This window comes from Arthrobacter sp. Y3225209 (assembly GCF_059090685.1).
Genome location: NZ_JBNHFW010000002.1, coordinates 17013 through 43628, shown reverse-complemented (window position 1 = coordinate 43628; position 26616 = coordinate 17013). Strand labels below are relative to the sequence as shown.

26 protein-coding genes are annotated in these 26616 nt (G+C 65.8%); 15 read left to right on the top strand and 11 right to left on the bottom strand.

What is annotated here, in order from left to right; genetic code table 11:
* Positions 1-4: 4 nt before the first annotated feature.
* Positions 5-439 (bottom strand): GNAT family N-acetyltransferase, encoded by a 435-nt coding sequence (locus AC5RVB_RS01650; protein ID WP_227902998.1) that lies wholly within the window; start codon positions 437-439, stop codon positions 5-7.
* Between the two features lie 246 nt (positions 440-685).
* On the opposite strand from AC5RVB_RS01650, the gene rlmN reads away from it, so the two are divergent.
* Complete coding sequence (gene rlmN, locus AC5RVB_RS01645) at positions 686-1930, top strand: dual-specificity RNA methyltransferase RlmN (RefSeq protein ID WP_227902997.1); 1245 nt, start codon at positions 686-688, stop codon at positions 1928-1930.
* Between the two features lie 150 nt (positions 1931-2080).
* Here rlmN and purB read toward each other — a convergent pair whose 3' ends face one another.
* Complete coding sequence (gene purB, locus AC5RVB_RS01640) at positions 2081-3502, bottom strand: adenylosuccinate lyase (protein ID WP_227902996.1); 1422 nt, start codon at positions 3500-3502, stop codon at positions 2081-2083.
* Between the two features lie 258 nt (positions 3503-3760).
* Here purB and AC5RVB_RS01635 point away from each other — a divergent pair, with 258 nt between their 5' ends.
* Together AC5RVB_RS01635 and AC5RVB_RS01630 are read left to right on the top strand one after the other, a co-directional pair.
* Positions 3761-4012, top strand: a complete 252-nt coding sequence (locus AC5RVB_RS01635) for a hypothetical protein (RefSeq protein ID WP_290243601.1) — start codon at positions 3761-3763, stop codon at positions 4010-4012.
* Positions 4013-4016: 4 nt separating this feature from the next.
* Positions 4017-5441, top strand: coding sequence for a hypothetical protein (locus AC5RVB_RS01630; protein WP_494141786.1), 1425 nt, complete (start codon positions 4017-4019; stop codon positions 5439-5441).
* A 107-nt stretch (positions 5442-5548) separates the two neighbouring features.
* On the opposite strand, the gene AC5RVB_RS01625 is transcribed toward AC5RVB_RS01630, so the two are convergent.
* A complete protein-coding gene (locus tag AC5RVB_RS01625; protein WP_227902993.1) occupies positions 5549-5962 on the bottom strand; it encodes a phage holin family protein in 414 nt (137 codons plus the stop codon).
* A 41-nt stretch (positions 5963-6003) separates the two neighbouring features.
* On the opposite strand from AC5RVB_RS01625, the gene AC5RVB_RS01620 reads away from it, so the two are divergent.
* The 4 genes from AC5RVB_RS01620 (at position 6004) to AC5RVB_RS01605 (ending at position 11015) form a co-directional block, all read left to right on the top strand.
* Entirely contained in the window at positions 6004-7143 is a 1140-nt protein-coding gene (locus AC5RVB_RS01620; protein ID WP_227928248.1) for a histidinol-phosphate transaminase, read from the top strand.
* 144 nt (positions 7144-7287) lie between these two features.
* A complete protein-coding gene (gene pdhA, locus AC5RVB_RS01615) occupies positions 7288-8499 on the top strand; it encodes a pyruvate dehydrogenase (acetyl-transferring) E1 component subunit alpha (protein ID WP_227928249.1) in 1212 nt (403 codons plus the stop codon).
* Complete coding sequence (locus AC5RVB_RS01610; RefSeq protein ID WP_227928251.1) at positions 8496-9473, top strand: alpha-ketoacid dehydrogenase subunit beta; 978 nt, start codon at positions 8496-8498, stop codon at positions 9471-9473. Before pdhA ends, AC5RVB_RS01610 begins: the two co-directional genes overlap by 4 nt.
* A 72-nt stretch (positions 9474-9545) precedes the next feature.
* A complete protein-coding gene (locus AC5RVB_RS01605; RefSeq protein ID WP_227928253.1) occupies positions 9546-11015 on the top strand; it encodes a dihydrolipoamide acetyltransferase family protein in 1470 nt (489 codons plus the stop codon).
* A 14-nt stretch (positions 11016-11029) separates the two neighbouring features.
* On the opposite strand, the gene AC5RVB_RS01600 is transcribed toward AC5RVB_RS01605, so the two are convergent.
* Both AC5RVB_RS01600 and AC5RVB_RS01595 read right to left on the bottom strand, forming a co-directional pair.
* On the bottom strand, positions 11030-12334 hold the full coding sequence (locus AC5RVB_RS01600) for an aminotransferase-like domain-containing protein (protein ID WP_227902988.1): 1305 nt from the start codon (positions 12332-12334) through the stop codon (positions 11030-11032).
* 106 nt (positions 12335-12440) lie between these two features.
* Complete coding sequence (locus AC5RVB_RS01595) at positions 12441-13409, bottom strand: helix-turn-helix transcriptional regulator (RefSeq protein WP_494141785.1); 969 nt, start codon at positions 13407-13409, stop codon at positions 12441-12443.
* 476 nt (positions 13410-13885) lie between these two features.
* On the opposite strand from AC5RVB_RS01595, the gene AC5RVB_RS01590 reads away from it, so the two are divergent.
* Positions 13886-14845 (top strand): lantibiotic dehydratase C-terminal domain-containing protein, encoded by a 960-nt coding sequence (locus AC5RVB_RS01590; RefSeq protein ID WP_227902986.1) that lies wholly within the window; start codon positions 13886-13888, stop codon positions 14843-14845.
* A gap of 31 nt (positions 14846-14876) precedes the next feature.
* A complete protein-coding gene (locus AC5RVB_RS01585; protein ID WP_227902985.1) occupies positions 14877-15065 on the top strand; it encodes a hypothetical protein in 189 nt (62 codons plus the stop codon).
* Positions 15066-15215: 150 nt separating this feature from the next.
* On the opposite strand, the gene AC5RVB_RS01580 is transcribed toward AC5RVB_RS01585, so the two are convergent.
* Positions 15216-15773: an NADPH-dependent FMN reductase gene (locus tag AC5RVB_RS01580; RefSeq protein ID WP_227902984.1), complete on the bottom strand. Its 558-nt coding sequence runs from the start codon at positions 15771-15773 to the stop codon at positions 15216-15218.
* 157 nt (positions 15774-15930) lie between these two features.
* A complete protein-coding gene (locus AC5RVB_RS01575) occupies positions 15931-16431 on the bottom strand; it encodes a hypothetical protein (RefSeq protein WP_494141784.1) in 501 nt (166 codons plus the stop codon).
* Positions 16432-16719: 288 nt separating this feature from the next.
* Here AC5RVB_RS01575 and AC5RVB_RS01570 point away from each other — a divergent pair, with 288 nt between their 5' ends.
* Positions 16720-18054, top strand: coding sequence for an MFS transporter (locus tag AC5RVB_RS01570; protein WP_227902982.1), 1335 nt, complete (start codon positions 16720-16722; stop codon positions 18052-18054).
* Positions 18055-18118: 64 nt separating this feature from the next.
* Here the strand turns inward: AC5RVB_RS01570 and ald are convergent, their stop codons facing one another.
* Complete coding sequence (gene ald / locus AC5RVB_RS01565) at positions 18119-19237, bottom strand: alanine dehydrogenase (protein WP_494141783.1); 1119 nt, start codon at positions 19235-19237, stop codon at positions 18119-18121.
* 108 nt (positions 19238-19345) lie between these two features.
* Complete coding sequence (locus tag AC5RVB_RS01560; RefSeq protein ID WP_227902980.1) at positions 19346-19783, bottom strand: helix-turn-helix domain-containing protein; 438 nt, start codon at positions 19781-19783, stop codon at positions 19346-19348.
* Positions 19784-19922: 139 nt separating this feature from the next.
* Here AC5RVB_RS01560 and AC5RVB_RS01555 point away from each other — a divergent pair, with 139 nt between their 5' ends.
* Both AC5RVB_RS01555 and AC5RVB_RS01550 read left to right on the top strand, forming a co-directional pair.
* A complete protein-coding gene (locus AC5RVB_RS01555) occupies positions 19923-21050 on the top strand; it encodes an alcohol dehydrogenase catalytic domain-containing protein (RefSeq protein ID WP_494141782.1) in 1128 nt (375 codons plus the stop codon).
* Between the two features lie 38 nt (positions 21051-21088).
* Positions 21089-22153, top strand: coding sequence for an alpha/beta hydrolase (locus AC5RVB_RS01550; RefSeq protein ID WP_227928254.1), 1065 nt, complete (start codon positions 21089-21091; stop codon positions 22151-22153).
* Positions 22154-22172: 19 nt separating this feature from the next.
* Here AC5RVB_RS01550 and aceB read toward each other — a convergent pair whose 3' ends face one another.
* Positions 22173-23771, bottom strand: coding sequence for a malate synthase A (gene aceB / locus AC5RVB_RS01545; RefSeq protein ID WP_227902977.1), 1599 nt, complete (start codon positions 23769-23771; stop codon positions 22173-22175).
* A gap of 172 nt (positions 23772-23943) precedes the next feature.
* A complete protein-coding gene (locus AC5RVB_RS01540; RefSeq protein WP_227902976.1) occupies positions 23944-24576 on the bottom strand; it encodes an RNA polymerase sigma factor in 633 nt (210 codons plus the stop codon).
* A gap of 350 nt (positions 24577-24926) precedes the next feature.
* Between AC5RVB_RS01540 and AC5RVB_RS01535 the strand changes: the two genes are divergently transcribed.
* The 3 genes from AC5RVB_RS01535 to AC5RVB_RS01525 all read left to right on the top strand — a co-directional run bounded on the left by AC5RVB_RS01535 (position 24927) and on the right by AC5RVB_RS01525 (position 26583).
* Positions 24927-25361, top strand: coding sequence for an Asp23/Gls24 family envelope stress response protein (locus AC5RVB_RS01535; protein WP_227903056.1), 435 nt, complete (start codon positions 24927-24929; stop codon positions 25359-25361).
* A 206-nt stretch (positions 25362-25567) separates the two neighbouring features.
* Positions 25568-25972 (top strand): alkaline shock response membrane anchor protein AmaP, encoded by a 405-nt coding sequence (locus AC5RVB_RS01530; protein WP_227902975.1) that lies wholly within the window; start codon positions 25568-25570, stop codon positions 25970-25972.
* On the top strand, positions 25969-26583 hold the full coding sequence (locus AC5RVB_RS01525) for a DUF6286 domain-containing protein (RefSeq protein WP_494141781.1): 615 nt from the start codon (positions 25969-25971) through the stop codon (positions 26581-26583). The genes AC5RVB_RS01530 and AC5RVB_RS01525 overlap by 4 nt, the downstream gene beginning before the upstream one ends.
* The last annotated feature ends 33 nt before the right edge of the window (positions 26584-26616 follow it).

The following is a 26616-nucleotide window of genomic DNA, read 5'->3' as shown; positions in this document are numbered from 1 at the left end:
CGTCCTACAGCGGCAGGGCAGCGCCGATGGTTTTTGAATAGCAGGTGGAGCCGGCGGCAGTGATGTACGGGCCGAAGTTGGGCACCACCTTGTAGCCGCCGTTCTCATAGAACCGGTGCCCGTCCGGTTGGGCGGAGCCTGCCTCCGCGGTCAGGACGGCGAAACCCATCTGCCGTGCCCTTGCCTCCAACGCCGCAAGGATGGCCGTGGCCACCCCTGACCCGCGGGCATAGGGGAGCACATAGACCCGTTTGATCTCCGCCGTCGAGGTATCCAGCCGGCGCAGGCCGCCGCAGCCCAGCGGCTGTCCGTTGCTGCGCTCGTAGGCGATCAGAAACACGGCGGATTCCGCAGCCTGCGGCGGATGCGGGTCGTGATGTACGGTCCCGTAGCGGGCATCCAGTTCAGCCTGCTGTGCCTCACGCAGATCCGCGCCCACGGGGTTGCTCCACGGGACTTCACGGATGATCAGGTGCGGGGTTGAGTACGGACGGAATCCGGAAACTCCGGAAACTCCGGAAACTCCGGAAACTCCGGAAAAAGGTCGCAAATCCGACATGCTGCCTCCAGTGGCCGGGGAGTGTGCCTCCACGCTACGGGCGGCGGGTTTCCGCGGTGTTTCAGCGGTGTGGCAGCGGCGCAAAAGGAATGTTCCGGACGTGCGAACCGTGCGAGAATGGTGGCGATGTCAACCCTCGATACTCCCCCCGCCAAAAAGCCGCGTACCGCCCGCACGCTTCCGTCTGCCACCGCACCGCAGGTCCGCCCTGCCACGGAGGGGTGGGAGCAGGCCAAGGAGCCGGACGGCCGCCCGCTGCTGCAGTTCAAGTCTCCGCGCGTATCCCAGCCGCCGGTCCACCTGGCCGATATGACGCTGGCCGAACGCCAGGAGAAGGTGAAGTCCCTGGGCCTGCCCGCCTTCCGCGCCAAGCAGCTCTCCGTGCATTATTTCCAGCACTACACCACGGACCCCGAGGCCATGAGCGACCTGCCCAAGGAACGCCGTGCCGAGCTTGCCGCCGAGATGTTCCCCACACTGCTCACCGAGGTCAAACGCCTGACCACGGATAACGGCGACACCATCAAGTTCCTCTGGCGCCTCTTTGACGGCTCCCTGGTGGAGTCCGTGCTGATGCGCTACCCCGGCCGGATCACGCTGTGCGTCTCCAGTCAGTGCGGCTGCGGCATGAACTGCCCGTTCTGTGCCACCGGCCAGGCCGGCCTGACCCGGAACATGTCCGCCGCGGAAATCCTGGACCAGATTGTCCAGGCCAACCGCGTCATCAAGGAAGGCGGCCTCGGCGGCAAGCGGCGCGACGGCGGCCACGACGCCGAGCGCGTCACCAACATCGTGTTTATGGGCATGGGTGAGCCGCTGGCCAACTACAAGCGGGTGATGAATGCCGTGCACCGGATGGCCGCCGACGTCCCCGAAGGCCTCGGCATGAGTGCCCGCAACATCACCGTTTCCACGGTGGGACTGGTGCCGGCCATCAAGAAGCTGGCCGAGGAAAACATCCCGGTGACCTTCGCCCTGAGCCTGCACGCCCCGGATGACGAGCTGCGCGACGAGCTGATTCCGGTCAACAGCCGCTGGAAGGTGGACGAGGCGCTGGACGCTGCGTACAACTACTACCGGGTCACCGGACGGCGTGTGTCCATCGAATATGCCCTGATCAAGGACATGAATGACCACGCCTGGCGTGCGGATCTGCTGGCCAAGAAGCTGAACTCCCGCGGCCGCGGATGGGTGCACGTCAACCCGATCCCGCTGAACCCCACGCCCGGTTCCATCTGGACCTCCCCGGAACCGGAGGTCATCCAGGAGTTCATCAACCACCTGATCGACGCCGGTGTGCCCACTACGGTCCGTGACACCCGCGGCAAGGAAATTGACGGTGCCTGCGGCCAGCTGGCCGCCGCCGACTAGTTTTCCCACCACAAACGACGACGGCGGGAGGCCGGGCTGTGTGCCCGCCTCCCGCCGTCGTCGTTTATGGGTGCCGGTCCGGTGCCGGCAGCCGGGGGTGCCGGGAGGACTGCTCCCGGCACCGCCGACTCACCGGCAGGGATGCTGCGGCTACTTCAGGTGGTCCACCAGTTCGTCCGCGATGCCCGTGTACCTGCCGGGCGTGAGCGCCTGGAGGCGTGCTTCCGCTTCGGCCGGCAGGCCGAGCCCGGCGATGAACTCCTGCATCCGTGCGGCGTCTACGCGGTGGCCGCGGGTGAGGTCCTTGAGCCGCTCGTAGGGGTTTTCCATGCCGGGGGTGCCGGCGACGGCCTCGGCGCGCATCACCATCTGGATGGCTTCGCCAAGAACCTCCCAGTTGGTGTCCAGATCCGCGGCCAGCACGGACTCGGCCACATCCAGGCGTTCAAGGCCCTTGGCCACGTTGGAGATGGCGAGCAGTGAATGGCCGACGGCAACGCCGATGTTGCGCTGGGAGGAGGAGTCGGTGAGGTCCCGCTGCCACCGGGAGGTCACCAGGGTGGAGGCGAGCGTGTCCAGCAGGCCGTTGGAAATCTCCAGGTTTGCTTCGGCGTTCTCGAACCGGATCGGATTGACCTTGTGCGGCATGGTGGAGGAGCCGGTGGCACCTTCGACGGGAACCTGCGCGAAGTAGCCAATGGAGATGTAACTCCACACATCGGTGCAGAAGTTGTGCAGAATCCGGTTGAAGCGGGCCATATCGGCGTAAAGCTCCGCCTGCCAGTCGTGGGATTCAATCTGCGTAGTGAGCGGGTTCCAGGTCAGGCCCAGTCCCTCGACGAAACTGCGGGCCACCTGCTGCCAGTCCGCCTGCGGCACAGCCGCGTAGTGTGCTGCATAGGTGCCGGTGGCCCCGTTGATCTTGCCCAGGAATTCGGTGTTGCGGATGTGGCGCAGCTGGCGGGAGAGGCGGTGAACGGTGACCGCCAGTTCCTTGCCCAGCGTGGTGGGCGTGGCAGGCTGGCCGTGGGTGCGGGAGAGCATGGGAACGTGGCGGGTTTCCTCCGCCATGGCAGCGATCCGGTTCACGAGGTCCTGTGCTGCCGGGAGCCACACGTTCTCCACGGCACCCTTGATGCCCAGCGCGTAGGAGAGGTTGTTAACGTCTTCCGAGGTGCAGCCGAAGTGGACCAGGGCCTTCAGGTCCTCGATCCCGATGGCGGCCAGCCGGTCGGCGATGTAGTACTCCACGGCCTTCACGTCATGCACCGTGCGCTTTTCAATCTCGCCGAGTTCAGCAACGGAGTTTCCGTCAAAGCTGCTGACGATCTCCCGGAGCTGGTGCTGCTGCTGTTCACTCAGGGGCTTGGTGCCGGGCAGGACCGAGTTGGAGGTCAGGTGGATCAGCCACTCCACCTCCACGTGGGTCCGGTCCCGGTTCAGGGCGGCTTCGGAGAGGTAATCCACCAGCGGGGCGGTGGCGCTGCGGTAGCGGCCGTCCAGGGGGCCCAGCGCGATGGCGGGGGTCACGGAGGCGAGGGAGACACGGGGAGCAGATGCGGATTCGGCCATGCGGCAATTCTTTCATGCCGCCGCCTGCCGCCGCGTGTGTGACTTTCCTGCTGGGTCACTGCCCCTCCACAGTGCGGTTCCCCACAGCGGGCGGAACTATCCGTCCACCAAGCTTTAACGCGCTGACCGTGCCCGGCCCGCCCTGAACTACGTTGACAGGGACAGAGAGCCGCGGTTGACGGCCGGCTGGAACGGAGATCTGGCCTTACGGCCTCACCTGCGTAGATTTGGACAAACGACATTCCTAGGGAGGAATCCGTGGATCAATTGCTGACCGCTGCGCGCGCTGAGCAGATGGAACGCTCGCTTCTTGCGTTGGCCGCGGAAATTGACGAAATCGAGGCGGAGGTCGCCAGTGCGGCAAATGTCCAGTGGGAGTCTCCGGCCGCCGATGCCTTCCGGCACGGTCTTATCGCAGCGATAGCGGACCTCCCGCCTGCCGTCCGCCACCTGCATGCCGCGGTAGGGGAATTGCGGGCGATTCCGCTTATTTGTGCTGCAGGAAGCTGACATCGTGGGAGCCTTGGGTGCGGCCGACACGGCAGGGGACAAGCCCGTCTACATTGTGGCCGGCGGGGCCGCGGGTCTCCTGGTGCAGTACGAGGACCTTGTCCGGATTGCCGGCCGGATGGAGCTGGCTGCGGAGCGCCTCCACAGCCTGCGGGAACAGGCCGCGGAGCTTTGGCAGGAGCCCGGCGTCGGAACCAACCTCCCGGCGGACCGGATCAGGGTGCACCTGGCCGGTGCGGTTGGCAATCTCGCGCTCTGTGCCGCCGCGCTGGACCGGCTGGTAGACGGTGTTCGGGAAAGCGCGCGGCAGTACGCTGCAACCGAAGGTCGGATCCAGTTGATGCTGCCCTCCCTCGGCCCCCTTCCGCTGGCCCCCTGGATCATTCCCGGGCCCAGGGCCGGCGGGTTTCCCACCCTGCCGCAGACCGAGTCCGCTTTGGCCTCTCCGGCGGATGAGCGGGCCATGGCAGCGGCCATGTGGGTGGTTCGGAAAATGGGGTTCGGGAAACCGCGCCCGGTGACGGTCACGGCCCTGCCGGGCAAACCCGAGCTGGTGCAGGTGGAGGGAACGGCACGCTCCATCCTGTCCCGTTCCGAGGTGCTGAAACGTGAGAACCGTGAGGGGGTGGTGGAGATCCTGCGCATAGACGAGGCAGGGAAGAGCATTTTTGTGGTCACTATCCCCGGCACCCAGGACGGCGCAAACGGATCCAACCCCTTCGGATTCACCGGAAACGGAGAATCGCGGCTGGAGGAAAGCCGCTACGTCGCCGCAGGGGTGGCGGAGGCGCTGCGCCAGGCGGAAGCGGAGGCCGGGGACTCCGTCATCTTGTCCGGTTACAGTCAGGGCGGTGACCATGCCGCCAACGTTGCGGCGGAACTGGGCAGGGACAGTGAATACGACGTGGATTTCCTGCTGACCGCCGGCAGCCCCACGGGTGCAACCGACCTGCCTCCCGGCCTGCCGGCACTGCATCTGGAGCATGTTCAGGATTGGGTGCCGGGTATAGACAGCATCGCGAATCCGGACACTGCGGACCGGGTGACCCTGACCCGGCTTGACCCGGTGACCACGCCCGCCGGAGAGGATGTGGGCCTCGGCCCGGGGCACCGGCTGGACCACTACCAGCAGGCTGCGGCGATGGCCGATGCCAGTGACGATGCCTCCCTGCGGACGGTACTGGGTTCCCTCGGCGCGGCCATTGGTACGGCAACGGTGGCCACCCGGCACCTGTACCGGTTCAGCCGGGAACCGCTGACGCAGGTGCCGTTGCGCCACGCCGGGCCGTCAATGCCTGTAGCTAAAGCGGGGCCCTCGCTGCCCGTGGCTCCCGGATTCCGTCCGGTGGCCGGAGCAGGGGCTCCGGTGGTTCCGGACGTGGAACCCAGCGCCCGCCGGGCCGTTTGCACCGACCCGCTGCCCCGCTGACGGCAGGCCCGGACCGCTGACAGAGGAGTGCCTCGTAAACAGCGGGCTGCCCCTGCCATAGCGTGCCGGGGGAGGAGGTCCCGGAGGTCCTGCGGCGTGGGGTCCGTTTATTGCCGGCTTCGCCTGCGGCTGCCGGTGACACCGTCCAGAACCATGGACACAAGGCTGATAATTACCGCACCCAGAATGGCTGTCCAGAAGAAGGACTCAACCTCGAACTGAATAGGTGTGTAGCTGCTGAGCCAGGCAGTGAGCTCCAGCATGGCCGCATTGATAATGATCCGGAATAGCCCCAGCGTGAGAATGGCCAAAGGCAGCGTCAGGCCTTGGGCGATGGGCCGGACAAGGGCGTTGACAATACCGAAAATCAACCCGATAAACAGATACGCAAGGACGGTATCCAGTGTCGGGTTGCCGGTCATGGACCCGGTGGAGCTGGTCAGTGTGAGCCCTGGCAGAAGCCAGCCGGCTACCCACAGGGCAATCGCGTTGACGGCAATCCGCAGGACAAATGAGAGCATGCTCCCATGCTGGCAGAAACGCGGCGTTTAGTGTTAACGCCATGACCATACCCGTGAATGACACCAACGCAGCTGAAGTTCCCGCTCCCGGCATTTCCTCCAGACCCGCTCTGGATGAAATGCCCCGCTACAGGGCGGGCAAGCCTCCGGTGGTTATCGACGGCCTGCAAAGCTACAAACTGTCCTCCAACGAGAACCCCTATCCGCCGCTCCCTTCGGTAGTGAAGGCTATCGCGGACCACGCGACCGTCAACCGGTATCCGGACCCGCTTTCCACCGCGCTGCGCACTGAGCTCTCCGCTTTCCTGGACGTGCCCGCCGAAGACATCGTGACTGGCGGGGGAAGCCTGGGCGCGCTGAACCAGCTGCTGGCCACCTATGCCGGCCGGAATGCGGACGGAACCGCGGATGAGGTCATTTACCCCTGGCGGTCCTTCGAGGCTTACCCCATCAGCGTTGGCCTCGCCGGGGCGGAAAGCGTCAAGGTCCCGCTCCGGGCTGACGGCACCCATGATCTGGACGCCATGGCCGCTGCGGTCACGGGGCGGACCAAGGTCATCCTGCTCTGCACTCCGAACAACCCCACCGGCCCGGCGCTGACCACCGCTCAGGTGGAAGACTTCCTGGCCAAGGTCCCCTCCCGCGTCATCGTGGTGATCGACGAGGCGTATGAGGACTTCGTCCGCGATCCGGACGCGGTCAACGGCATCGAGATGTACCGGAAGCACCCCAACGTGGTTGTCCTGCGTACCTTCTCCAAGGGTGCCGGCCTCGCCGGTCTCCGGGTCGGCTATTCGGTGTCGCATCCGCCGATCACCCAGTACCTGCGGGTGGCAGCTGTGCCGTTCGCCGTATCCACCATCGCCGAACAGGCGGCGGTGGCATCCCTGCGCCATCACGACGAACTTGTGGAGAGAATACAAGCACTGGTGACCGAACGGACCCGCGTGGTGGAGGGACTGGAGGCACTGGGCTGGTTCGTTCCGGACGCGCAGGGGAACTTCGTCTGGCTGGCTCTGGGGGAGAACACCCCCGAGTTTGCGGCGCTGGCGGAGCAGAAGGCCCTGGCTGTGAGGGCCTTCGGCACCGAAGGTGTGAGAGTCACCATTGGTGAGGAGGAAGCGAACACCCGTTTCCTGTCAATATGTGCGACTTATACAAAAGGCCCGCGGGTTTCCTAGCGTGTCCTAGGTAGGGCCGAAGGCCGCGCCGTCGTTAGGCTGTGGAAAGTAACTTCCACATATATGCGGAACGGGGAATGTATTCCCCGCAAGGCATATTTCTAGCGCCGGAGTGGCCTTTGGCCGCCCGGGCGAGGAGTAGGCATGGACGTAGGACACCTGCCGGCCAGTGAATTCGACTCGGCCGGATTCGAGCAGACCCTGATGGGGTCTCCCGAGGAGAACCCTGTCCCCGACATGGTCCAGCTGCTCACCATCGACGGGGAAGTCCGTCATGACCCGACCTACAGCAGCTACGTCGCGGACCTGACGGCAGATGAGCTGCGCGGGTTCTACCGGGACATGTTCCTGGTCCGCCGGTTCGATGAGGAAGCGACGGCGCTGCAACGGCAGGGCGAGCTGGTGATGTGGGTGCCGATGACCGGCCAGGAGGGCGCCCAGATTGCCTCGGGCCGGGCACTTATGCCGCAGGACTACGTTTTCCCCACCTACCGTGAACACGGCGTGGCCTACACCCGCGGACTCGAGCTCTCGCATCTGCTGCGGCGTTTCCGCGGTATCTCCCACGGTGGCTGGGATCCCAGGGAAGCGAATTTCCACCTCTACACCCTGGTCCTTGCCGCCCAGGTTCCGCACGCCGTCGGCTACGCGATGGGAATGGCCCGGGACCGGCTGGTGAACCCGAAGCTTCCGGAAGCCGCCACGGTGGCCTACTTCGGTGACGGTGCCAGCTCCGAAGGCGACGTACACGAAGGCATGGTCTTCGCCGCCTCCTACAACGCGCCGGTGGTCTTCTTCTGCCAGAACAATCACTGGGCCATCTCCGTTCCCACCGAGGTCCAGTCGAGGGTTCCGCTGGCCAACCGCGCCCGGGGCTACGGATTCCCCGGAATCCGGGTGGACGGCAATGACGTGCTGGCAGTGCATGCCGTGACCCGGTGGGCGCTCGAACACGCCCGCTCCGGCGGCGGCCCGGTACTCATCGAGGCGTTTACCTACCGGATGAGCGCGCACACCACCGCGGATGACCCCACCAAGTACCGTCTCAGTGCCGACGAGGAAGCCTGGCTGGACCGGGATCCGCTGCTCCGGCTGGAAAAACACCTGCGGAGCCGGGATCTGGTGGACGATGCGTTCTTTGAGGATCTTCGCGAGGAAGGCCGCAACATGGCGGTCCGGCTGCGCGAGAACGTCCAGGCCATGGAAGCGCCCGGGTTTGAGGACGCCTTCACGGATGTCTACGCCGAAGCCCACCCGCTGGTCCGCGAGGAGCTGAACGCCCACCGCGCGTACGAGGCCGGGTTTGCCGATTCCGACGCCGATCCCACCGCCGCTTCCCGGGAGCACACTGCATGAGCACCACCATGACCATGGCCAAGGCCATCAACGCCGGCCTGCGCGCAGCGTTGGAATCCCATCCGAACTCGCTGCTGATGGGCGAGGACATCGGTTCCCTCGGCGGCGTTTACCGGGTCACCGAAGGGCTGAAGGCAGATTTTGGCGCCGACCGCGTGATGGACACCCCGCTGGCCGAATCCGGCATCATCGGAACTGCCATCGGACTGGCCCTGCGCGGCTACCTGCCGGTGTGTGAAATCCAGTTCGACGGCTTTGTCTTCCCGGGGTTCAACCAGATCACCACGCAGCTGGCCAAGATGCACTCGCGCAGCGAGGGCAACCTCAGTGCCCCGGTGGTCATCAGGATTCCCTACGGCGGCGGCATCGGTTCCATCGAACACCATTCCGAATCGCCCGAGGCGCTCTTTGCCCACACGGCCGGACTGCGCATCATCACGCCGTCGAACCCGCAGGACGCCTACTGGATGATCCAGCAGGCCGTGGCCTGCAAGGACCCGGTGATCGTTTTTGAACCCAAGCGCCGGTACTGGCTCAAGGGCGACGTCGACACCTCGGCACCCACCTCGGATCCGTTCTCCGCGCAGATTGTCCGCGAAGGCACCGATGCCACCATCGTGACCTACGGGCCCCTGGTGCCCGTGGCCCTGGCCGCAGCAGCTGCCGCGGAGGAGGACGGCCGGTCCGTGGAGGTAGTGGACCTGCGGTCCATATCGCCCATCGACTTCGACACCATCACGGACTCGGTGAAGAAAACGGGCCGGTTGATCGTGACGCATGAGGCACCGACGTTCGGCGGCATTGGCGGCGAGATTGCCGCCCGAGTGGCCGAGCGGGCGTTCCTGTCGCTGGAAGCGCCGGTGCTGCGTGTCGGCGGCTTCCATATGCCCTATCCGGTGGCCAAGGTCGAAGAACACTACCTGCCGGACATTGACCGGCTGCTCGAGGCGCTGGACCGTTCCTTCGCCTACTGAGCGTCCTTCGCCTGAGCGCGGCCCCGCCGTTTGCCCACCGTCCCCATCCAGAGCCCTGAAGATCGAGAAGCCATGACTGAAAAGACATTCAACCTGCCGGACGTGGGCGAAGGCCTGACCGAAGCCGACATCGTCGAGTGGAAGGTCAAGGCGGGCGACACAGTTGCCGTCAATGACGTCATCGTCGAAATTGAAACCGCAAAGTCCCTGGTTGAGCTGCCCTCTCCCTACGCCGGTACGGTGGCATCACTCCTGGTCCGCGAGGGCGAAACCGTCGACGTCGGCACGCCCATCATCAGCGTGGCGGTCGACGGCGGGGCGGCCGGCGCTGACCGCGATGGCACTGATGATGCGCTTCCCGCGGCACGGACACCGGAACAGACTCCCGCGGACTCCTCGCCCGAAGCGCCGTCCGCGTCCCTGACCGGCACCGGACCCAAGCCGGACGCCGTCAAACGCCGCCCGCGGCGTCGTTCCACCGTGCCGGCGGATGCAGCACCGTCTACACCCGCCGCCGACGCCCCGGCTGCACCCCGGACTCAGACCCCGGGAGCAGCGTCCCCGGAGCGGACGCAGCCGTCCCGGACACCGCAGGCCGGCCCGGAACCAACCCCGGCAGCCGCAGCAGCGGCTGCTGTCCAGGACCGGGTGAACCGGCTGATCCAGCGGGTACTGGCCAAGCCGCCGGTGCGGAAGGCCGCCAAGGACCTGGGCATCAACCTGGCGGACGTCCCCGCGACCGGGGCCGGCGGTGAGGTGACCAAGCAGGACCTCATCAGCTATCAGGCCCAGCGGGAGGCGGAGCGGGAATCAGCGCCACAGTTCTGGACTCCCGGAGCGGGAGCAAAGGAGTCCCGGATTGAGCGGATTCCCGTGAAGGGGGTCCGCCGGGCTACGGCCAAGGCCATGGTGTCCAGCGCCTTCAGTGCACCGCACGTGAGCATCTTTGTGGACGTGGATGCCTCCCGCACCATGGAGTTCGTCAAGCGGCTGAAGACATCCAAGGATTTTGAGGGCATCAGGGTCTCCCCGCTGCTGATCCTGGCCCGGGCGGTCATCTGGGCCGCAGCCCGCAACCCCTCCGTCAACGCGTCCTGGGCGGGCGACGAAATCCTGATCAAGCACTTTATGAACCTCGGCATCGCCGCGGCAACGCCCCGCGGCCTGATGGTGCCCAACATCAAGGACGCGCAGGATCTCTCACTGAAGGAACTCGCGGTTGCCCTGAACTCCCTGGCCTCCACCGCGCGGGAAGGCAGGACGCCGCCGGCGGACATGCAGGGTGGAACCCTGACCATCACGAACATCGGTTCGCTGGGCATTGATACCGGCACCCCCATCATCAATCCCGGCGAAGTGGCGATTGTCGCCTTTGGCACCATCAAGCAGAAACCGTGGGTGGTGGACGGGGAAGTGGTTCCGCGCTGGATCACCACACTCGGCGGCTCCTTTGACCACCGCGTGGTCGACGGCGATCTCTCCGCACGGTTCATGGCCGACGTGGCGGCAATTCTCGAGGAACCGGCCCTGCTCCTGGATTAGCCGGGCCCGCGTCCTTAACCGGCGCGGCGCACCTTGGCCTTGTCGACGGCGGCCCTCAGTATCGGTGCCAGCCTGCGGACACCCTCCCGGATGTCCTCCGGCGACACGGCGCTGAAGGCCAGCCGCAGCTTGTTTGAGGGCCCTTCACCGGGTGTGAAGGCCGCGCCGGGGATAAAGACGGTGCCGGCGTCGATCGCCTCGTAGAGCAGGGGATAGGTGTCCACCCCGTCCGGCAGGGTCACCCAGATGAAGAAGCCGCCCTCGGGGCGGGTCCAGGAAACGTCCCCGGGCAGATGTTCCTCCAGTGCGGCGAGCATCGTGGAGCAGCGTTCGGCATAGAGCTCCCGGGAGTCCCGGATATGGCCCATCCAGTCATACTCGCGCAGGTATGCGGATACCAGCATCTGGGTCAGCGGGGAGGGGCACAGGACCACCGCCTCGCAGGCCAGGTAGAAGCGCCGGTACAGGTGCCGCGGCACCAGTGCCCAGCCCAGCCGGACTCCGGGCGCAAAGATCTTGGAGAAGGACCCAAGGTACAGCACGTCCTGTGGGTTTGATGCGCGCATGGGCCGCAGTGGCCGGCCGTCAAAGCGGAGCAGCCCGTACGGATTGTCTTCGAGGATGAGGATGTTGTTGCGGCTGCAGATATCCACCACGGCCTGGCGCCGGGCCTCGGTGAGGGTTACCCCGCTGGGGTTGTTGAAGCTGGGGATGGTGTACAGCAGCTTGATGGTCTTGCCCTCCGCCTGCAGCGCGCGGATCTGTTGCTCCAGGGCCTCCGGAACCAGGCCGTCGGCGTCCATCGGGACGGTGCGGACGTCCACTTCGTAGGCTTCAAAGGCGTTGAGGGCGCCGACGTATGTGGGATCTTCGCAGAGAATGACGTCCCCGGGATCGCAGAACACCTTGGCTGCGACGTCCTGCGCTGACTGGGAGCCTGTGGTGATGACAATGTCCGCCGGATCGGCGTCGGTAATCCCTTCTGCGGCCATGACCTCGCAGGCCTGCCGGCGCAGTTCCTCCATGCCCTGGCCGCCGCCGTACTGCAGCGCCTCCAGGCCGTGGTCGCTGATGATCCGCTGGGCCGTCCTGCCCAGGTCCTCCAGCGGCAGCGACTTCAGGTACGGGCTGCCGCCGGCCAGGGAAATCAGGCCGGGTTGGATGGAGATGTCGAAGACATCCCGCACCGCCGACTGCTTGATGTGGAAGGCGCGGTTTGAAAAGAGCATTTCGTGCCGGTGGGATTCGGCGGCACGCTCCAGTGCGGCCATGGTGTCAACGGGTAGTTCTACTGCATTGGAGAATTCCTCGCGGGTCATGCCCTCAATGCTAACCCTGCGGGTTAACTGTTAGGCAACAGCTGTTGCCTAATCGAGCAGGGGTGTCGGACCGGCCCATAAAAGGTGCCACCTCCGGCAGGACCGACTAAATCCAGCCCGCTTTGTGTGCCTTGATCCCGGCCTGGAACCGGCTTTCGGCGCCCAGTTCCTCCAGCATCCAGGCGATGTGCCGGCGGCAGGTCCGGACGCTGATGCCGACCCGGCGCGCAATGGCCTCGTCCGAATGCCCCGCGGCCAGGGCGGTGAGAACCGAGCGCTGCGTGCTGGTGAGTTCCTCCCGGCCCGGGCTTTCGGTGAGGAAGGGCTCCGCCAACCCCCAGGCGAACTCAAAGAGCAGGCTGAAAATGCGGATCAGGTTGGGATCCCGTACTACCAGCCCTGCCATGTCGCCGGGATGGAGCTGCCGGGCCACCACTGCCACTTTTTCATCGAAGATCAGGGTGCGCTGGGGCATATAGGGCAGCGTGCGGAATTGTCCGCCCGCTTCGGTGATGGTTTCCACGGCCTTGCGGGTGGGAACGTGGTCCCGGGTGCTGGAATGGTAAAGCGTCTGGCGCCGGACGCCGCTGCGCAGCAGATCCAGGTCCTTTTGCACACTGTCCTCGTGAATGTCGGCATTGGCGCCCTGCCCCGGGCGCGCAATCAGGACGCGGTCCGTGGCACTGCGACCGTATTCGATGAGCACACGCTGGACCTTCTCCTGGTCCTCCACCACTTCCACCGAGGAATCCGCGGCAAGACGCTTGCGGGCCTCGGCGTAGGCCGGCGTCAGTGCGGCCATTTCCCGGCGTCGGGCATTGATTCTTCCGCGTAGTTCCAACAGCGCCCGCTCGTCCGGATCCACCAGTTCAGCAAGGGCCACCTCCGGGGAAACGGCCGTGTAGCTGGGGCAGTCCGCAGCCTGCTTGAGCAGCAGGCAGCGCGAGGTGAGCTCCGCTATTGCGGCATCGATGACCCGGCTCGTATACCCCAGGGCTTCCGATGCCTCTTCAGCCGTCCACCCCGGACGGCTGACGGCAAATCGGTAAACATCCAGAGAAGCATGAGACAGCACGGCGGATCCTTTCAATGCAGCAAGCTGACCTCCCCCATGCACACCCTACCCAGCGGGCGGCAAGTGTGGGCCGCTCGTGACGAAAGTGTTTTGTGTCTACAACACACTAGGAAATGTTGGACATGGCCGGTTAATGCCACCATACGCACCCGGCTCGTCCATCCGCAGGAGGGCCGCTAATACGCCGCACTGCCACAGAAATCGGAGAAAAAACGGCTGACCCGTGTGCCGGAAGCGGACATGTCCGGAACCGGGCACCGGAGGGTATTTACAGTCCGCGTGACCGCGGGGGAAGCTTTCGGAGTCAATCAAGGCGCCGGCTGAGCTTCAGCCAGAAGAGACACAAGGGGGATAGCCATCATGATGAAGAGCTGGGATTGGTTCTAACCGTCGGCCCCAATTGGGCTGACCACAGATAACAACAATGCAAGGCCGCTCCAGCGGCGGTAACCAATACCCCGAGGGGAAAGACGCTTATGAGTCAGCTAGCTGCAGTTCGACCAGCCTCACGGACGCAAACCGGCACTCATTGGTGGTCTCTCTCCATCCACACCGGGGGCTTCGATGTAGCGGACGGCATCATTGGAGAGCTGGTTACCCCGCTGGCGGCTCAGGCCCAGATCCTGGGCGCGCAGCGCTGGTATTACACCCGATGTGCCGACCCGGCCCACGCTCACGTAAAGCTGAAAGTGTTGGCCGGCATGGACACCCTGGACCGGCTGCAGTCGCTGTTGGCGGCGCTGCAGGACCAGTCCAGCGGTGTTCTGGGCCATCTGGAAACCAGCCACCAGATCACCGAACCCGCTACGGACCGGTTGAGCCCCGGCGGCGGTGAACCGCAGGACCCCCGCGTGGAGGCGGACCTGGCCAAGTACGGCGGCGTGGAGGGCCTGTCCCTCGCCGAAGAGGTTTTTGAGCTTTCCTCGGATCTGGCCAGCTGGGCAACGGCACGCTTTCCCAAGGTCCAGAACCGCTGGGCCCTCGGGTCACTGCTGCTTTTCGATGCAGCGCGGAGCATGATGAAGGGCCCGCGGGCATCGGCCTGGCCGGACCGCCGGAGGCTCTCCTGGGACTACTACTGGGACAGCCACCTGCGTAGCTGCACCGCCGGATTCGGCCCGCGCGCAGCGGGTGTGCGCCAGGCAATGTCGGTGCAGGTGGGCGCCAAGGTGATGCCGACCCACCGGCTGATGGCGGCGACGGCGGCGGAATCGGCCGTCGAAAACTGGCGGCGCCGCTGGTTCCGGGGAATCGATACCTACCTGTACCGGGCGGACAAGGCCCGGCTTAGCCGAAGCGCACAGCACCTGACTGTCTATCAGGCACACATGCTCCTGAACCGGCTCGGTCTGAGCCTGCGCGAGGAAGCTGCCATGGGACTGTACGCACGCACATGGAGCCCTGAACGCGAATCGGTTCTGCTCGACAAGCGCTGATCCGGCGCATCAAGGGAAGGGGGCCCGTACCGTGGCCGATCAAGAAGAGGTAGTTGTTGCGCAGGCCCATGAGCTGGGCTCAGTGCTGGGCTGTTCCGAAGATGTACTTGCCGATATGAGGGACAGCGGCGTCCTTGAACCCTTTGGGGAGGCATGGAATGTCGGCCCGGCGCGGGAGTACCTGCGCGACGCAGCCTGGGCCGACCAGGTCTGGTACTAAGGGCCTGGTACTAGGCGGGGCAACGCGTAGAAGGTAGAACGTAGAACAGGGAAGGGACGGACCGGTACCGGTCCGTCCCTTCCCTGTTGTGCGGGTGCTGACTGCTCTCCGCCGGGATTCTCCTGGACGGCGGGAACTAGACGGCGGAAACTAGACGGCGGAAACAGAGGCGTCGGCCAGCACGCGGAGGGCTTCGTCCAGCTGGGCCACGGTCTCTGCATCGTCCTTCGGGTGCAGTTCGGCGTAACGGGTTACCGAGCTGCCGATGGCCAGGCGTACTTCCTCGACCACGCGGGCGCCGGCGATTCCCACCGACTTGCGGGCATCATCCTGGGCCCAAACGCCGCCGTACTGGCCGAAGGCAGCGCCGATAACCGCGGTGGGCATTCCGGAGATGGGGCTGGCGCCAAACGGACGGGACAGCCAGTCGATGGCGTTCTTGAGGACGGCCGGCATGGTCCCGTTGTACTCGGGGCTGATCAGCAGCAGGCCGTCGGAGGCGGCGGCAGCGTTGCGAAGGGCCTGTGCCGTCTCGGGAATAGTTCCCTCGGCGTCAATGTCTTCGTTGTAGAAGGGGATCTCGCCAAGCCGGTCAAAGATCTGAACCTCGACGCCTTCCGGGGCGCCCGCTGCGGCAGTTTCGGCGAGCTGGCGGTTAACGGAACCGGCGCGCAGGCTGCCGACGAGGGTCAAGATTGTGGTGCTCAAGGTTGGAACTCCTGTCTGGCCGCGCACTCTGACTGGGGCGCGGACACGAATAACGTTTCAACCCCCTAAACGGGCCAGCACGGAAATTTATTCCCGAAAGGGCTTGCATTTACCGCACGAAGGGTGACGGGAAGTCCCGACCGGGTGGGACGCCGGGCTAGGGCCGGCGGTTCCCGGTCCCGTCCGGCCGGTCGAGCCGCAGGGAGGAAATCAGGGAGCGAAGCGCCTTGCGCAGCTCCTGGCTGTCCTCGGCGTCGAGTGTTATTTCGGCCTCCGCCAGCTTTGCGCACTCAATGACCTGACGGCCTGCGTCAGTGATGCACCACAGGCCCTGCCCGTTACGCGAGGCGTACCCCGAGGAATGCAGGGACGCCAGGTCACTGTCCAGGGAAGCCGGCTGCCCGGTGGTGGCGGCAAGGGCGGTGTCATCGGCTGTGGACAGGGCGAGGCGGTTGAGCAGGGAATACCGGTCGCGGGTGAGGTCAAACCGTTCCAGCACACTGTCGGAGGCCAGATGGGTCACGTGGGCAGCTGCCGACAGTAGGCGAGGAAAGTATCCGGGAGCGGGTGCGGGGTCCTGCGCGGGACCATCAGTGTCCGGCATCTGCGGCTCGTTGTCCGGAGCGGTGCCCGACGCGGTGTCCGGTTCGTTGTTCACAGTGCCCGTAACCGGGTGCGGTGGCCGGCGGGGCAGGCCGGGGCGGGAAATGCACCGGGAAGAAACCTTCGGGGTGCGTCAGCAGGGCAGACGTGGGAGTACGGCACGGATTCCTCGTGAAGGCAGGGTACGGGAGAGGCAAAGACCTTCGGCCACGTCTTGACCAAGGGAAATAGTAGAGCGAAACCGCTCTCCCCGCCAATCGCTCCATCCGGGCCGCAGCGGCGGAAACTGACACAGATTGACATCGAATCTGTATGTGGCCCTTCTCTCAGTTAGCGTTATCTGATGCACATCAAGGACCGGATCGAAGAAGCCCGGATGAGTCCCCGGCAGGTGGCCATCATTGCCATCTGCACCATGCTGTACATGATCGACGGATTTGACGTTCTGGTCATGGCATTCACTGCCAGCCACGTGGAGGCGGAGTGGGGGCTGAACGGCGCGCAGCTGGGCTACCTGCTGAGCGCCGCGCTGGTGGGAATGGCCGTCGGGTCGATCTTCGTCTCGACCGTGGCCGACATTATCGGCAGGCAGAAGACCCTGCTGATCGGCGTCTGCATCGTTGCCCTCGGCATGCTGGCCTCCTTCTTTGCCCCCAGCTATGCCGTGCTGGTGGCCCTGCGTTTTGTGACCGGCATAGCCATTGGAACCCTGCAGGCAACCATCAATGTTTTTGCTTCCGAGTTCTCCAACGCCAAGCGCCGCTCCACGGCGCTGGCCATTGTCAGTATCGGTCAGCCGATCGGCGGTGTTCTTGGTGGCATAGTCACCGGGGTGCTGATCAGCCAGTACGGCTGGCGGTCAGCGTTTATGTTCGGCGCCGTCGTGACCTTCCTGATGATTCCGCTGGTGATGAAGGTCTTCCCGGAATCCGTGGACTATCTGCTGGTACGGCGCCCGGCCGGCGCCTTGGAACGGGTCAACCGGAGCCTGCGTGCCATTGGCCAGCCCGCCGTGGACGTGCTGCCCGAACGGGTGCACCAGCAGCATCACAAGTCCCGCTTTGCGGACATCCTCACCGGTTACAACGCCCGGCGCACCATCCTGCTGGCGCTGGCCTACTTCATCCTGATGGCCAGCTTCTACTTCGCGAACTCGTGGACGCCTAAACTGATCACCGCCAGCGGCTTCTCGGCCCAGGACGGGATCAATGCCGGCATTCTCTTCAGCGTGGGCGCCATCGTGGGCGCGGTCATGCTGGGCCTGTTTGGGGCCCGCTTCCCCATGCGGAAGGTGCTGGCCGTCTTCTTCGTGATCGGTGCGGCAACGTTTGTGGTGTTCGCCAATTCCACTACCGGTTCACTCGGCTGGGCACTGTTTGCCGCGGCGCTGGTGGGCTTCGGGTCCAATGCGCCCATCGCCGGAATGCTGGCCATCAGCCCCACCTACTACACCAGCGACGTGCGCGGCACTGCGCTGGGACTGGTGATTGGTATGGGCCGGGTGGGTGCCATCGTGTCCCCGATCCTGGCCGGTGCCCTGATCGACGGCGGCTGGACCCCCGGCGACCTGTACTTCCTGTTCGTGATTCCCATGGCGCTGGGCGCCGTCGTCATCTCGCTGCTGGGCAAGCCGGTGCTGCGCGGACCCGCCGCCAAGGCGGACATCCCGGTCCACTAAGGCCGCACGCGAAGGCGCCGCACGGTTCTGTTTCCGGGACGGAAGCAGAACCGTGCGGCGGAGCCTAGGAGTTGACCAGTTCAGGCCAGTCCGAAGCCAGGTCAAGGCCATGTGCCGCGGACACGGAGGAGTGGGTGACCCGTCCGCCGGCGATATTCAGGCCGTGGGCCAGCTCGGGATACCGCTCGAAAGCGCCGGTGACGCCGCGGTCAGCCAGGGCCACTGCGTAGGGCAGCGTCACATTGGTCAGGGCATAGGTGGACGTGTTCGGCACTGCGCCGGGCATATTTGCCACGCAGTAGAACAGCGATCCGTGCACCCGGAACGTCGGTTCCTCGTGTGTGGTGGGGTGGCTGTCCTCGAAGCAGCCGCCCTGGTCCACGGCGATATCCACCAGGACACTGCCGGGTTTCATCCGTGCCACCATGGCATTGGTGACCAGCTTGGGGGCCTTGGCACCGGGGATCAGCACGGAGCCGATCACGAGGTCCGCGTCCAGCACGGCACGCTCGATTTCAAACGCGTTGGATGCCACGGTTTTGATCCGCCCGGCGTACTGGGCATCAAGTTCGCGCAACCGGTCAATATTGATGTCCAGCACGGTGACGTCGGCATGGGCGCCGACGGCGGCCGCAGCGGCATTGGTGCCGGCGACTCCGGCGCCCAGCACCACCACCTTGGCGGGACGGACTCCCGGCACGCCGCCCAGCAGCAGCCCGGGACCGCCGGCGGGAGCCATCAGGGACTGGGCTCCGACCTGGACCGAGAGCCGCCCGGCAACTTCGGACATGGGGGCCAGCAAGGGCAGGGCCCTGCCGCGCTGCACGGTTTCATACGCAATGGCGGTGACACCGGATTCCAGCAGGACAGAGGTCAGTTCCGCCTCCGCAGCGAGGTGCAGGTAGGTGAAGAGAATGAGGCCCGGCCGGAAATGGCGGTACTCGGAGGCGATGGGTTCCTTCACCTTGAGGATCATGGCGGCCTGGGACCAGACGTCGTCGGCTGAGTCCAGGATCCGCGCTCCGGCCGCGGCATACTCCGCGTCGGAAATGTTTGAACCGGTGCCGGCACCGCTTTGTACCAGCACCTCATGGCCGTGGGTAAGGAGCTCGTGCACTCCCGAGGCAGTGATTGCTACGCGGAATTCATTGTTCTTGATTTCCTTGGGGATACCGATGATCACAGTATTGCTCCGTCAGTAGGGTCAGCCGGCGGGGTGTCCGCCGACACAGCCCCAGCATAGATCCCCGGGCACCGTTGCGGGCATATGCGTCCGCTGCCGGTTGGCGGCTCAGCTGTCCGTGCCGCCCGGGCCGGCGGTTTCGCGCGCGGCTTTGGCGGCACTTTGGGATTCAAGCCAGGCCTGGATGTCTTCCATCCGGATGCGGCGGTGCGAACCGCGGTACTGCACCGGGATGATGCCGGCGTCGGTCAGGTTCCGCAGGTAGGTGTGTGAAATTCCGGCGGCGGCGGCGGCCTGCGAGGTGGTCAGCAGCGGCACCGGCCCGGCAGGAAGGGGCGGGTCCGCAGGAGCCGGGGTGGAGATCTTGACGGCATCGCCCCGGGCCAGGCGGGAGAGCAGCTCCAGCACCGCGTCCCTGGCTGCGTCCGGAAGCCGCAGGGCGGTCCCGTCCACAAAGACGGTGACATCCCCGGCGGCCAGGGCACGCTTCAAGGCAAGGGTGTCTTTGTCCGGCAGCGCCGGTACGGTCGCGGAACTCTCACTCATGACTTCATCTTGCCAAAGGATTCCGGCACCGGTGCCCATCCGGGGCGTGTTGGAACGTGCCGGACGTGGTGGAATAAGGCTGTCGGTGCGGAAACCGCCGGACCGGACAGACGCGGCAGGAATCTTCGAAGGAGAGTTCATGGGTATCGAGGGCACCAGGTCCATCCGGGGAGCGGTCCTCGAAACCATGGGCGCCGAGCGCCCCTACGCCCGTTCCCGGCCCGTAACGGTACGCGACCTGGAACTCGATCCGCCGGGGACGGGGGAGATCCTGGTGCGCATCGAGGCGGCCAGCCTGTGCCACTCGGACCTGTCGGTGGTGAACGGCAGCCGGGTGCGGCCCTTGCCCATGCTGCTCGGGCATGAAGCGGCGGGCAGGGTGGAGGAGCTGGGCGACGGCGTTCAGGATCTCAGTGTGGGGCAGCGGGTAGTGATGGCCTTCCTGCCGCGCTGCGGCGACTGCGCGGGCTGCCGGACGGACGGCAAAATGCCCTGCATTCCCGGCAGCGCGGCCAATAATGCCGGCACGCTTCTTGGGGGCGGGATGCGGCTGCGTTACCCCGACGGCGGGGAAGTGCGTCACCATCTGGGCGTTTCCGGCTTCGCGACCCACGCGGTGGTCAACCGGAAGTCCGTGGTGCCGGTGGAGGACGATATTCCGCCTCAGGTAGCCGCCCTGCTGGGCTGCGCCGTCCTTACCGGCGGCGGAGCCGTGCTGAACCCCGCGCGTCCGGGCCGGGACGACGACGTCGCAATAGTCGGGCTCGGAGGGGTGGGCATGGCAGCCCTCCTGACGGCGCTGTCGCTGGATGTCCGCACGGTCATCGGCATTGATGCACTGCCGGAGAAACTCATCCGGGCCAAGGAACTGGGCGCTGACGCGGTGTATACCCCGCAGGAGGCGATTGAGGCCGGCATCCGCCCGGCGCTGGTGATCGAGGCAGCCGGGCATCCCCGGGCCTTTGAAACAGCGGTGCGGATCACTGCGCCCGGCGGCACCACCGTGACAGTGGGCCTTCCCGGCCCGGACCAGACCTCGGAGATCACTCCGCTCACCTTGACGGCCGAGGCCAGGACCATCATCGGCAGCTACCTCGGTTCTGCCGTGCCTGCACGCGATATTCCGGTGTATGCACAGCTCTGGCGGGAGGGAAAACTTCCGGTGGAGGAACTGGTCTCCTCCACGATCGCCCTGGAGGACATCAACGCTGCCATGGACACCCTTGCGGACGGCCACGCGATCCGCCAGGTGATTCTTTTTGACTAGCGGAACCGGACTCCCGGCCGGGAACGTGGCGGCACAGAATGAATGAGTCCGCGGACGGGATCCCGGCGGCGCAGGAGTGGCGTCCGGACATTCTGGGGGAGGGGTTCGAGCAGCTGACCATGCCCCTCCCCGGTGGTTCGGTGGCCACGCTTGTGCGTTACGTCCCGCCGGAGCCCCATCCCCGCGGGCCGGCGCCGGCGGCGGATTCCGGGAGCCCGGACGCCGTCCCTGCCGATGTGCTGTATGTACACGGCTGGTCGGACTACTTTTTCCAGACCGAACTGGCCCGCTACTGGGCGGGCCGTGGAGCGCGCTTCTTCGCAGTGGACCTGCACAATTACGGGCGCAGCCTGCGGCCGGGCCAGGAACCCGGCTTTACCCGGAGCCTCGCGGAGTATGACCCGGATCTGGAGGCTGCACTGCTGGCCATGGGCCAGGACCGGCCGGACGCAGCCCCGCTCATCCTGCTTGGGCACTCCACCGGCGGGCTGACGCTGGCCACCTGGGTGTACCGGCATCCGGGACGGGCGGCTGCCCTGATCCTGAACAGTCCCTGGCTGGAATTCCAGGCCACCGAACTGGCCCGCCGCGTGATGTCTCCGCTGGTGAGCCTTCAGGCGCAGCGCCGGCCCCGCACTCTGTTCCCTCCGGTGGATCAGGGGATTTACACCCGGACCGTCTCCGCAGCGTTTGGCGGGGAATGGCACTACAACACGGACTGGCGCCCGGTCCGCGGGTTTCCCGTTACCGTGGCGTTTTTGGATGCCGTCTTTTCAGCCCAGGCAACCGTGGCGGACGGGCTCCGGCTGGAGGTGCCCGTGCTGGTGCTGCTCTCGGACAAGAGTTACCTGCACCCGAGGTGGTCCGAGGCAGCGGAACGCGCCGACGTCGCCCTCGATGTAAACGTGGTGGCCCACCGGGCACTGTCGCTCGGTTCCGCGGTGAGCGTGGTGCGGATTGCCAACGCCATGCATGACGTGTTCCTGTCCGCACCGGCGGTGCGGGCGCAGGCCTATGCGGCGATTACCCGCTGGAGCAGCGGCTACCTTCGGGTCCCGCCGCAAAGCGGCAGGACCCGAAGCTCGCTCACACCGCCGGGGTGAACCGTGACGGTGTGCCCGGCTAGTCGATCAGCTCGTATGCAGGCAGGGTCAGGAAGTCCGGGTAGTCCTCGGAGAGGCTGATCTCGCCGATCATGCGGCTGGCCGGTTCGAAGTACGCCGTGAACATTTCCTCGGAGACCTCACCGCGCAGGCGTTCGGTTTCCTCGGCAAGGATCCGGCTGACCAGTTCCTCCGTCACCGTGTCGCCGGTGTCCTCAAGCACCACGTTGTTGCGAACCTGCTGCCAGACCTGGGACCTGGAAATCTCCGCCGTCGCAGCGTCTTCCATCAGGTTGCGGATGGCCACTGCACCGTTGCCGGAAAGCCAGATGGCCACGTAGTTGACAGCCACGTAGAGGTTTGACCGCAGTCCGGCCTCGGTGATGGATCCGCCGGCGGTGCTGACATCCAGCAGGTCCGCAGCGCTGACCGAAACATCGTCCCGCTGCCGGTCCACCTGGTTGGGCTTCTCGCCCAGCACGCCGTCGAAAACGTCCTTGCAGGTGGCAACCAGGTCCGGGTGTGCCACCCAGGAGCCGTCGAAACCGTCGCCGGCTTCGCGGGTCTTGTCCGCCTTGACCTTGTCCAGGGCGGCGGCAGTGGTTTCCGGTTCGCGGCGGTTCGGGATGAACGCGGCCATGCCGCCCATCGCGAAGGCGCCGCGGCGGTGGCAGGTCTTCACCAGCAGCTCGGTGTAGGCGCGCATAAACGGTGCCGTCATGGTGACGTCGGCGCGGTCGGGCAGCAGGAAGGACTTTCCGGCGTCACGGAAGACCTTGATCATGCTGAACAGATAATCCCAGCGGCCGGCGTTCAGGCCCGAGGCATGGTCACGGAGTTCGTAGAGGATCTCGTCCATCTCGAATGCCGCCGGGATGGTCTCGATGAGCACCGTGGCCCGGACCGATCCCTGGGGTACGCCCACGTACTCTTCGGCGAAGGTAAAGATGTCATTCCAGAGCCGGGCTTCGAGGTGGCTCTCCATTTTGGGCAGGTAGTAGTACGGGCCCTGGCCGTTTTCGAGCAGCTGCTTGGCATTGGCGAAGAAGTGCAGGCCAAAGTCCACCAATGCGCCCACGGCGGGTTCGCCGTCGATCAGTACGTGCTTCTCCGGCAGGTGCCAGCCGCGCGGGCGCATCACGACGACGGCGAGCGGGGCATCCGTGCGCAGCTTGTATTCCTTGCCCTCGGGGGACGTGAAGGAAAGGTCTCCCCGGGCGGCGTGGTAGAGGTTCACCTGCGAATCCACCACGTTGTGCCAGGTGGGGGTGCAGGCATCCTCGAGGTCGGCAAGCCACACCTTCGCGCCGGAGTTCAGCGCGTTGATGGCCATCTTGGCGGGGGAGGCCGGGCCGGTCATTTCCACGCGCCGGTCCTGCAGTGCGGCCGGGGCCTCGGCTACCTTCCAGTCTCCGCTGCGAACCTCGGCGGTTTCGGGCAGGAAGTCCAGCTTGCCCGAGGCGGCAACCTCGCGGCGGCGGACGGTGCGGGCAGCGAGGCGCTCGTCGCGGGTGCTGCGGAAGCGGCGGTGGAGTTCCTCGATGAATTCCAGTGCCTCGGGGGTCAGGATCTGCTCCGCTCCCTCTGCGGGTGAGGGGTCGGTTACTTCAATGGCCATGATGGTTCTCCCTGTCGACAATGCCTGTGGGGCGGGTGCGGGTGCAGCAACGGGGCCGCGGCGGTCCGTGATGAACCGCCAACCCTACACTTTCTTCCGTATCGTGGATATTATTATCTGTGGAGTGGAATTACAAGGGTAAATGTGTCCTGTGACCCAGCATTACCGGTGCCTACTTCCACTCCGTCATAGCCGCTGCCAGGTGTTCCCGCGCCCGTGCCAGCCGCCCGCGGACCGCCTGGGGGCTGATCCTCAGGGCGGCACCAATCTCCGCGTAGCTCTGGTCATGGACTTCGCGCAGCAGCCAGCATGCCCGCTGGTCCGTCGGGAGCAGGGAGAGGGCACGCCGCAGGGTCTCGAGTTCAGCCGAGACTTCCGCGGTGCGGTGCGGGTCCGTACCGGGAAACGTGGCACGGAAGTGCGGGTCATCAGCATCCGGATCCAGCATGTCCTGCGGGTGGGAGGTGCGGCGGCGCAGGACGTCGAGGCAGCGGTTGGTGGCTGTGCGGTAAACCCATCCGCCGAACGCATCGTCGCGTTCCAATGACGGCAGCACACGCCAGCCAGCCGTGAGGGTGTCCTGCACAACGTCTTCGGCATCGCCGCGGTCCCGCAGCATGCGGTAGGCCAGCCGGAACAACCGTTCCCGGTAAAGTGCCACAAGGTATTCGAACGCCGTCAGATCGCCGCCCCTGGCCATCGCCACGAGGGAAACCTCGTTCGGGAAGCCGGTATCCGTCCCCGCCGGGCTGCGGGTGGAACCCCTCCGGTCATGTGCCGCCTGCGGCAGCTCGGATCCTGCCATGGTGTCCCTTGTCCGTCCGGCAGTGACCGGATCTGCTCCTATTTTCCCAGAGGTGCGGGCAGGGCGGAATAAGCGGCTGCCGGACCGAGGGGAAGATACCCAAATCTCAGCTGCGGCCGTGACGTTTCCCGTCCGCACACGTCATTAATCCTGTAAGGGGCGTGCGCGGTGACGCCGCAACGATCGCAGGAGAGATGATTCCCATGGCAGATCCATCGAAACCGGCCGGACCCACACCGGCAACCACCACCCCCCGGGGAGCCCAGAGCGTCCCGGACCCCTCCGGAACCGGAACCCAGGCCCGGCCCCCGGCTCCGGACCCGCAGGGACACGATCACGAGTCGTCGGGGATGGATGCCCAGCGCCGGTCCGGCCCGCTGCAGACTCCCCGGGGCGACACCACCATTGAAGAAACCGTGGTGCAGAAACTGGCCGGTATGGCCACCCGCGAAGTGCCCGGTGTCTACGCCATGGGCAACGCAGCGCGGCGGGCCTTCAGTTCCATGACCGAGCGGATCCCGGGCTCGCAGACCAACGTCAGCAACGGCGTCACAGTGGAAAAGGGAGAGCGGCAGGCAGCCGTGGATGTGAGCATCGTGGTGGAGTACGGCTTCTCCGTAGTGGAGGTCAGCCAGAGCATCCGGCGCAACGTCATCCGGTCCGTGGAAAACGCCACCGGACTGGAGGTGCTCGAAGTCAACGTGAATGTCACGGACGTACACCTGCCGGATGAACAGGATGAGAGCGGCGAGAGCGAAAACAAGCCGCCCAAGAGCCTGCAGTAACGGCAGTACAACAAGCAGAAGGAGGACTCCATGTCCGCAACGCGGTGGTGTCTGGTAATCGGGTTGGTACTGGGAATCGTGCTGGCCTTCGGCGGTTGGCTGGCGCTCCTCATTACGCTTCTCTTTGGTCTGATCGGACTCCTCGTGGGTCTGGTGGTGGACGGAAAGGTGGACGTTCAGGGGATGCTCGGCAGAGCGTCAAGCCGATGAGCATCCCATCGGCGCCGGGACGGCTGCGTCCGGCACGGGATATCAATGACCGGGGGGAAACCGTGCTGTCCCGGCGGGTGCTGGAGAAAACCGCCAGCCAGGTTGCCCGGGATGAAACCTTTGCAGGCGGCAGTTCGGGAGGCTTTCTGGGGATCGGTGCCCGGGCCGATCTGTCTGCCAGGCCGGATGCCAGTGTGGAACTGGCGGGAAATATTGCCAGTTTGAAAGTCACCGTGGGACTGCCGTACCCGATTGCCCTGCGGCAGGCTACGGAACAGCTGCGCCGCCGGATTACCGACCGGGTCACTGAACTGACGGGTGTGGAGGTACGGCAGGTGGACATTACTGTGTCCTGGCTGAAGCCCGCCGGGACGGAGCTCTCACGCCGGAGGCTGCAATGAGCGGGAGGATTCACCCGCCGGTCTCCATGCGGCGCAGACCCAGCCGGTCCGCCCCTGCCGTGGTCACCGCCCTCCTGCTGCTGGCACTGGGGGTGGCACTGGTGTGGGCGGCAGTGGTCCGGCTGGCGGAAGGGATGTGGCCGGTCTTTTTTGCCGAGCCGCTGGTGTGGCTGTCCTCCACCTCCTGGGACAGCCCTCAGGGCTGGACCGCCGCGGTGGTCCTGCTCCTCATCGGCCTGGTCCTGCTGTTGTGCGGGATCATCCCCGGCGAATTCGGCGCCCTGCCGCTGCGGGCCAAACCCGTAAACATGCCGGGCCTGTCCGGAGCCGGGGAGTCCGGCGGGGTGCCTTCGGTGCGGGGAGGGGAAACGGTGGTGATGAGCCGGCGTGCCGTGGCGCGGCTGGCCGCGTCCACCTGCAACCACATTGACGGGGTGTCCTCCGCCTCGGCGAGTGCCTCGGGTCGAAGGGTCCATCTGGACGTCACTACCGCGCTGCACGGCACCGCGGATCTCCAGCACTGGGTGGTGGACGGGGTGCGGTCCCGTCTTGCCGCCACCGGACTGGATCCGGTGCCGGAAGTCACCGCCTCCATCCGCTCCCGGGAATGACCCGGGAGCGGTGACGGACAAGCAGAAAGGCCA

What these genes read in the sequence shown, in the direction of transcription:
- rlmN (WP_227902997.1), top strand. Translation starts at nt 686, where the DNA reads ATGTCAACCCTCGATACTCCCCCCGCCAAAAAGCCGCGTACCGCCCGC.
- purB (WP_227902996.1), bottom strand. Translation starts at nt 3,502, where the DNA reads ATGGCCGAATCCGCATCTGCTCCCCGTGTCTCCCTCGCCTCCGTGACC.
- AC5RVB_RS01620 (WP_227928248.1), top strand. Translation starts at nt 6,004, where the DNA reads ATGACCATACCCGTGAATGACACCAACGCAGCTGAAGTTCCCGCTCCC.
- pdhA (WP_227928249.1), top strand. Translation starts at nt 7,288, where the DNA reads ATGGACGTAGGACACCTGCCGGCCAGTGAATTCGACTCGGCCGGATTC.
- AC5RVB_RS01555 (WP_494141782.1), top strand. Translation starts at nt 19,923, where the DNA reads ATGGGTATCGAGGGCACCAGGTCCATCCGGGGAGCGGTCCTCGAAACC.
- AC5RVB_RS01570 (WP_227902982.1), top strand. Translation starts at nt 16,720, where the DNA reads ATGCACATCAAGGACCGGATCGAAGAAGCCCGGATGAGTCCCCGGCAG.
- AC5RVB_RS01535 (WP_227903056.1), top strand. Translation starts at nt 24,927, where the DNA reads ATGGATGCCCAGCGCCGGTCCGGCCCGCTGCAGACTCCCCGGGGCGAC.
- AC5RVB_RS01600 (WP_227902988.1), bottom strand. Translation starts at nt 12,334, where the DNA reads ATGACCCGCGAGGAATTCTCCAATGCAGTAGAACTACCCGTTGACACC.
- AC5RVB_RS01610 (WP_227928251.1), top strand. Translation starts at nt 8,496, where the DNA reads ATGAGCACCACCATGACCATGGCCAAGGCCATCAACGCCGGCCTGCGC.
- AC5RVB_RS01560 (WP_227902980.1), bottom strand. Translation starts at nt 19,783, where the DNA reads ATGAGTGAGAGTTCCGCGACCGTACCGGCGCTGCCGGACAAAGACACC.
- AC5RVB_RS01590 (WP_227902986.1), top strand. Translation starts at nt 13,886, where the DNA reads ATGAGTCAGCTAGCTGCAGTTCGACCAGCCTCACGGACGCAAACCGGC.
- AC5RVB_RS01625 (WP_227902993.1), bottom strand. Translation starts at nt 5,962, where the DNA reads ATGCTCTCATTTGTCCTGCGGATTGCCGTCAACGCGATTGCCCTGTGG.
- AC5RVB_RS01530 (WP_227902975.1), top strand. Translation starts at nt 25,568, where the DNA reads ATGAGCATCCCATCGGCGCCGGGACGGCTGCGTCCGGCACGGGATATC.
- AC5RVB_RS01540 (WP_227902976.1), bottom strand. Translation starts at nt 24,576, where the DNA reads ATGGCAGGATCCGAGCTGCCGCAGGCGGCACATGACCGGAGGGGTTCC.
- AC5RVB_RS01605 (WP_227928253.1), top strand. Translation starts at nt 9,546, where the DNA reads ATGACTGAAAAGACATTCAACCTGCCGGACGTGGGCGAAGGCCTGACC.
- aceB (WP_227902977.1), bottom strand. Translation starts at nt 23,771, where the DNA reads ATGGCCATTGAAGTAACCGACCCCTCACCCGCAGAGGGAGCGGAGCAG.
- AC5RVB_RS01525 (WP_494141781.1), top strand. Translation starts at nt 25,969, where the DNA reads ATGAGCGGGAGGATTCACCCGCCGGTCTCCATGCGGCGCAGACCCAGC.
- AC5RVB_RS01550 (WP_227928254.1), top strand. Translation starts at nt 21,089, where the DNA reads ATGAATGAGTCCGCGGACGGGATCCCGGCGGCGCAGGAGTGGCGTCCG.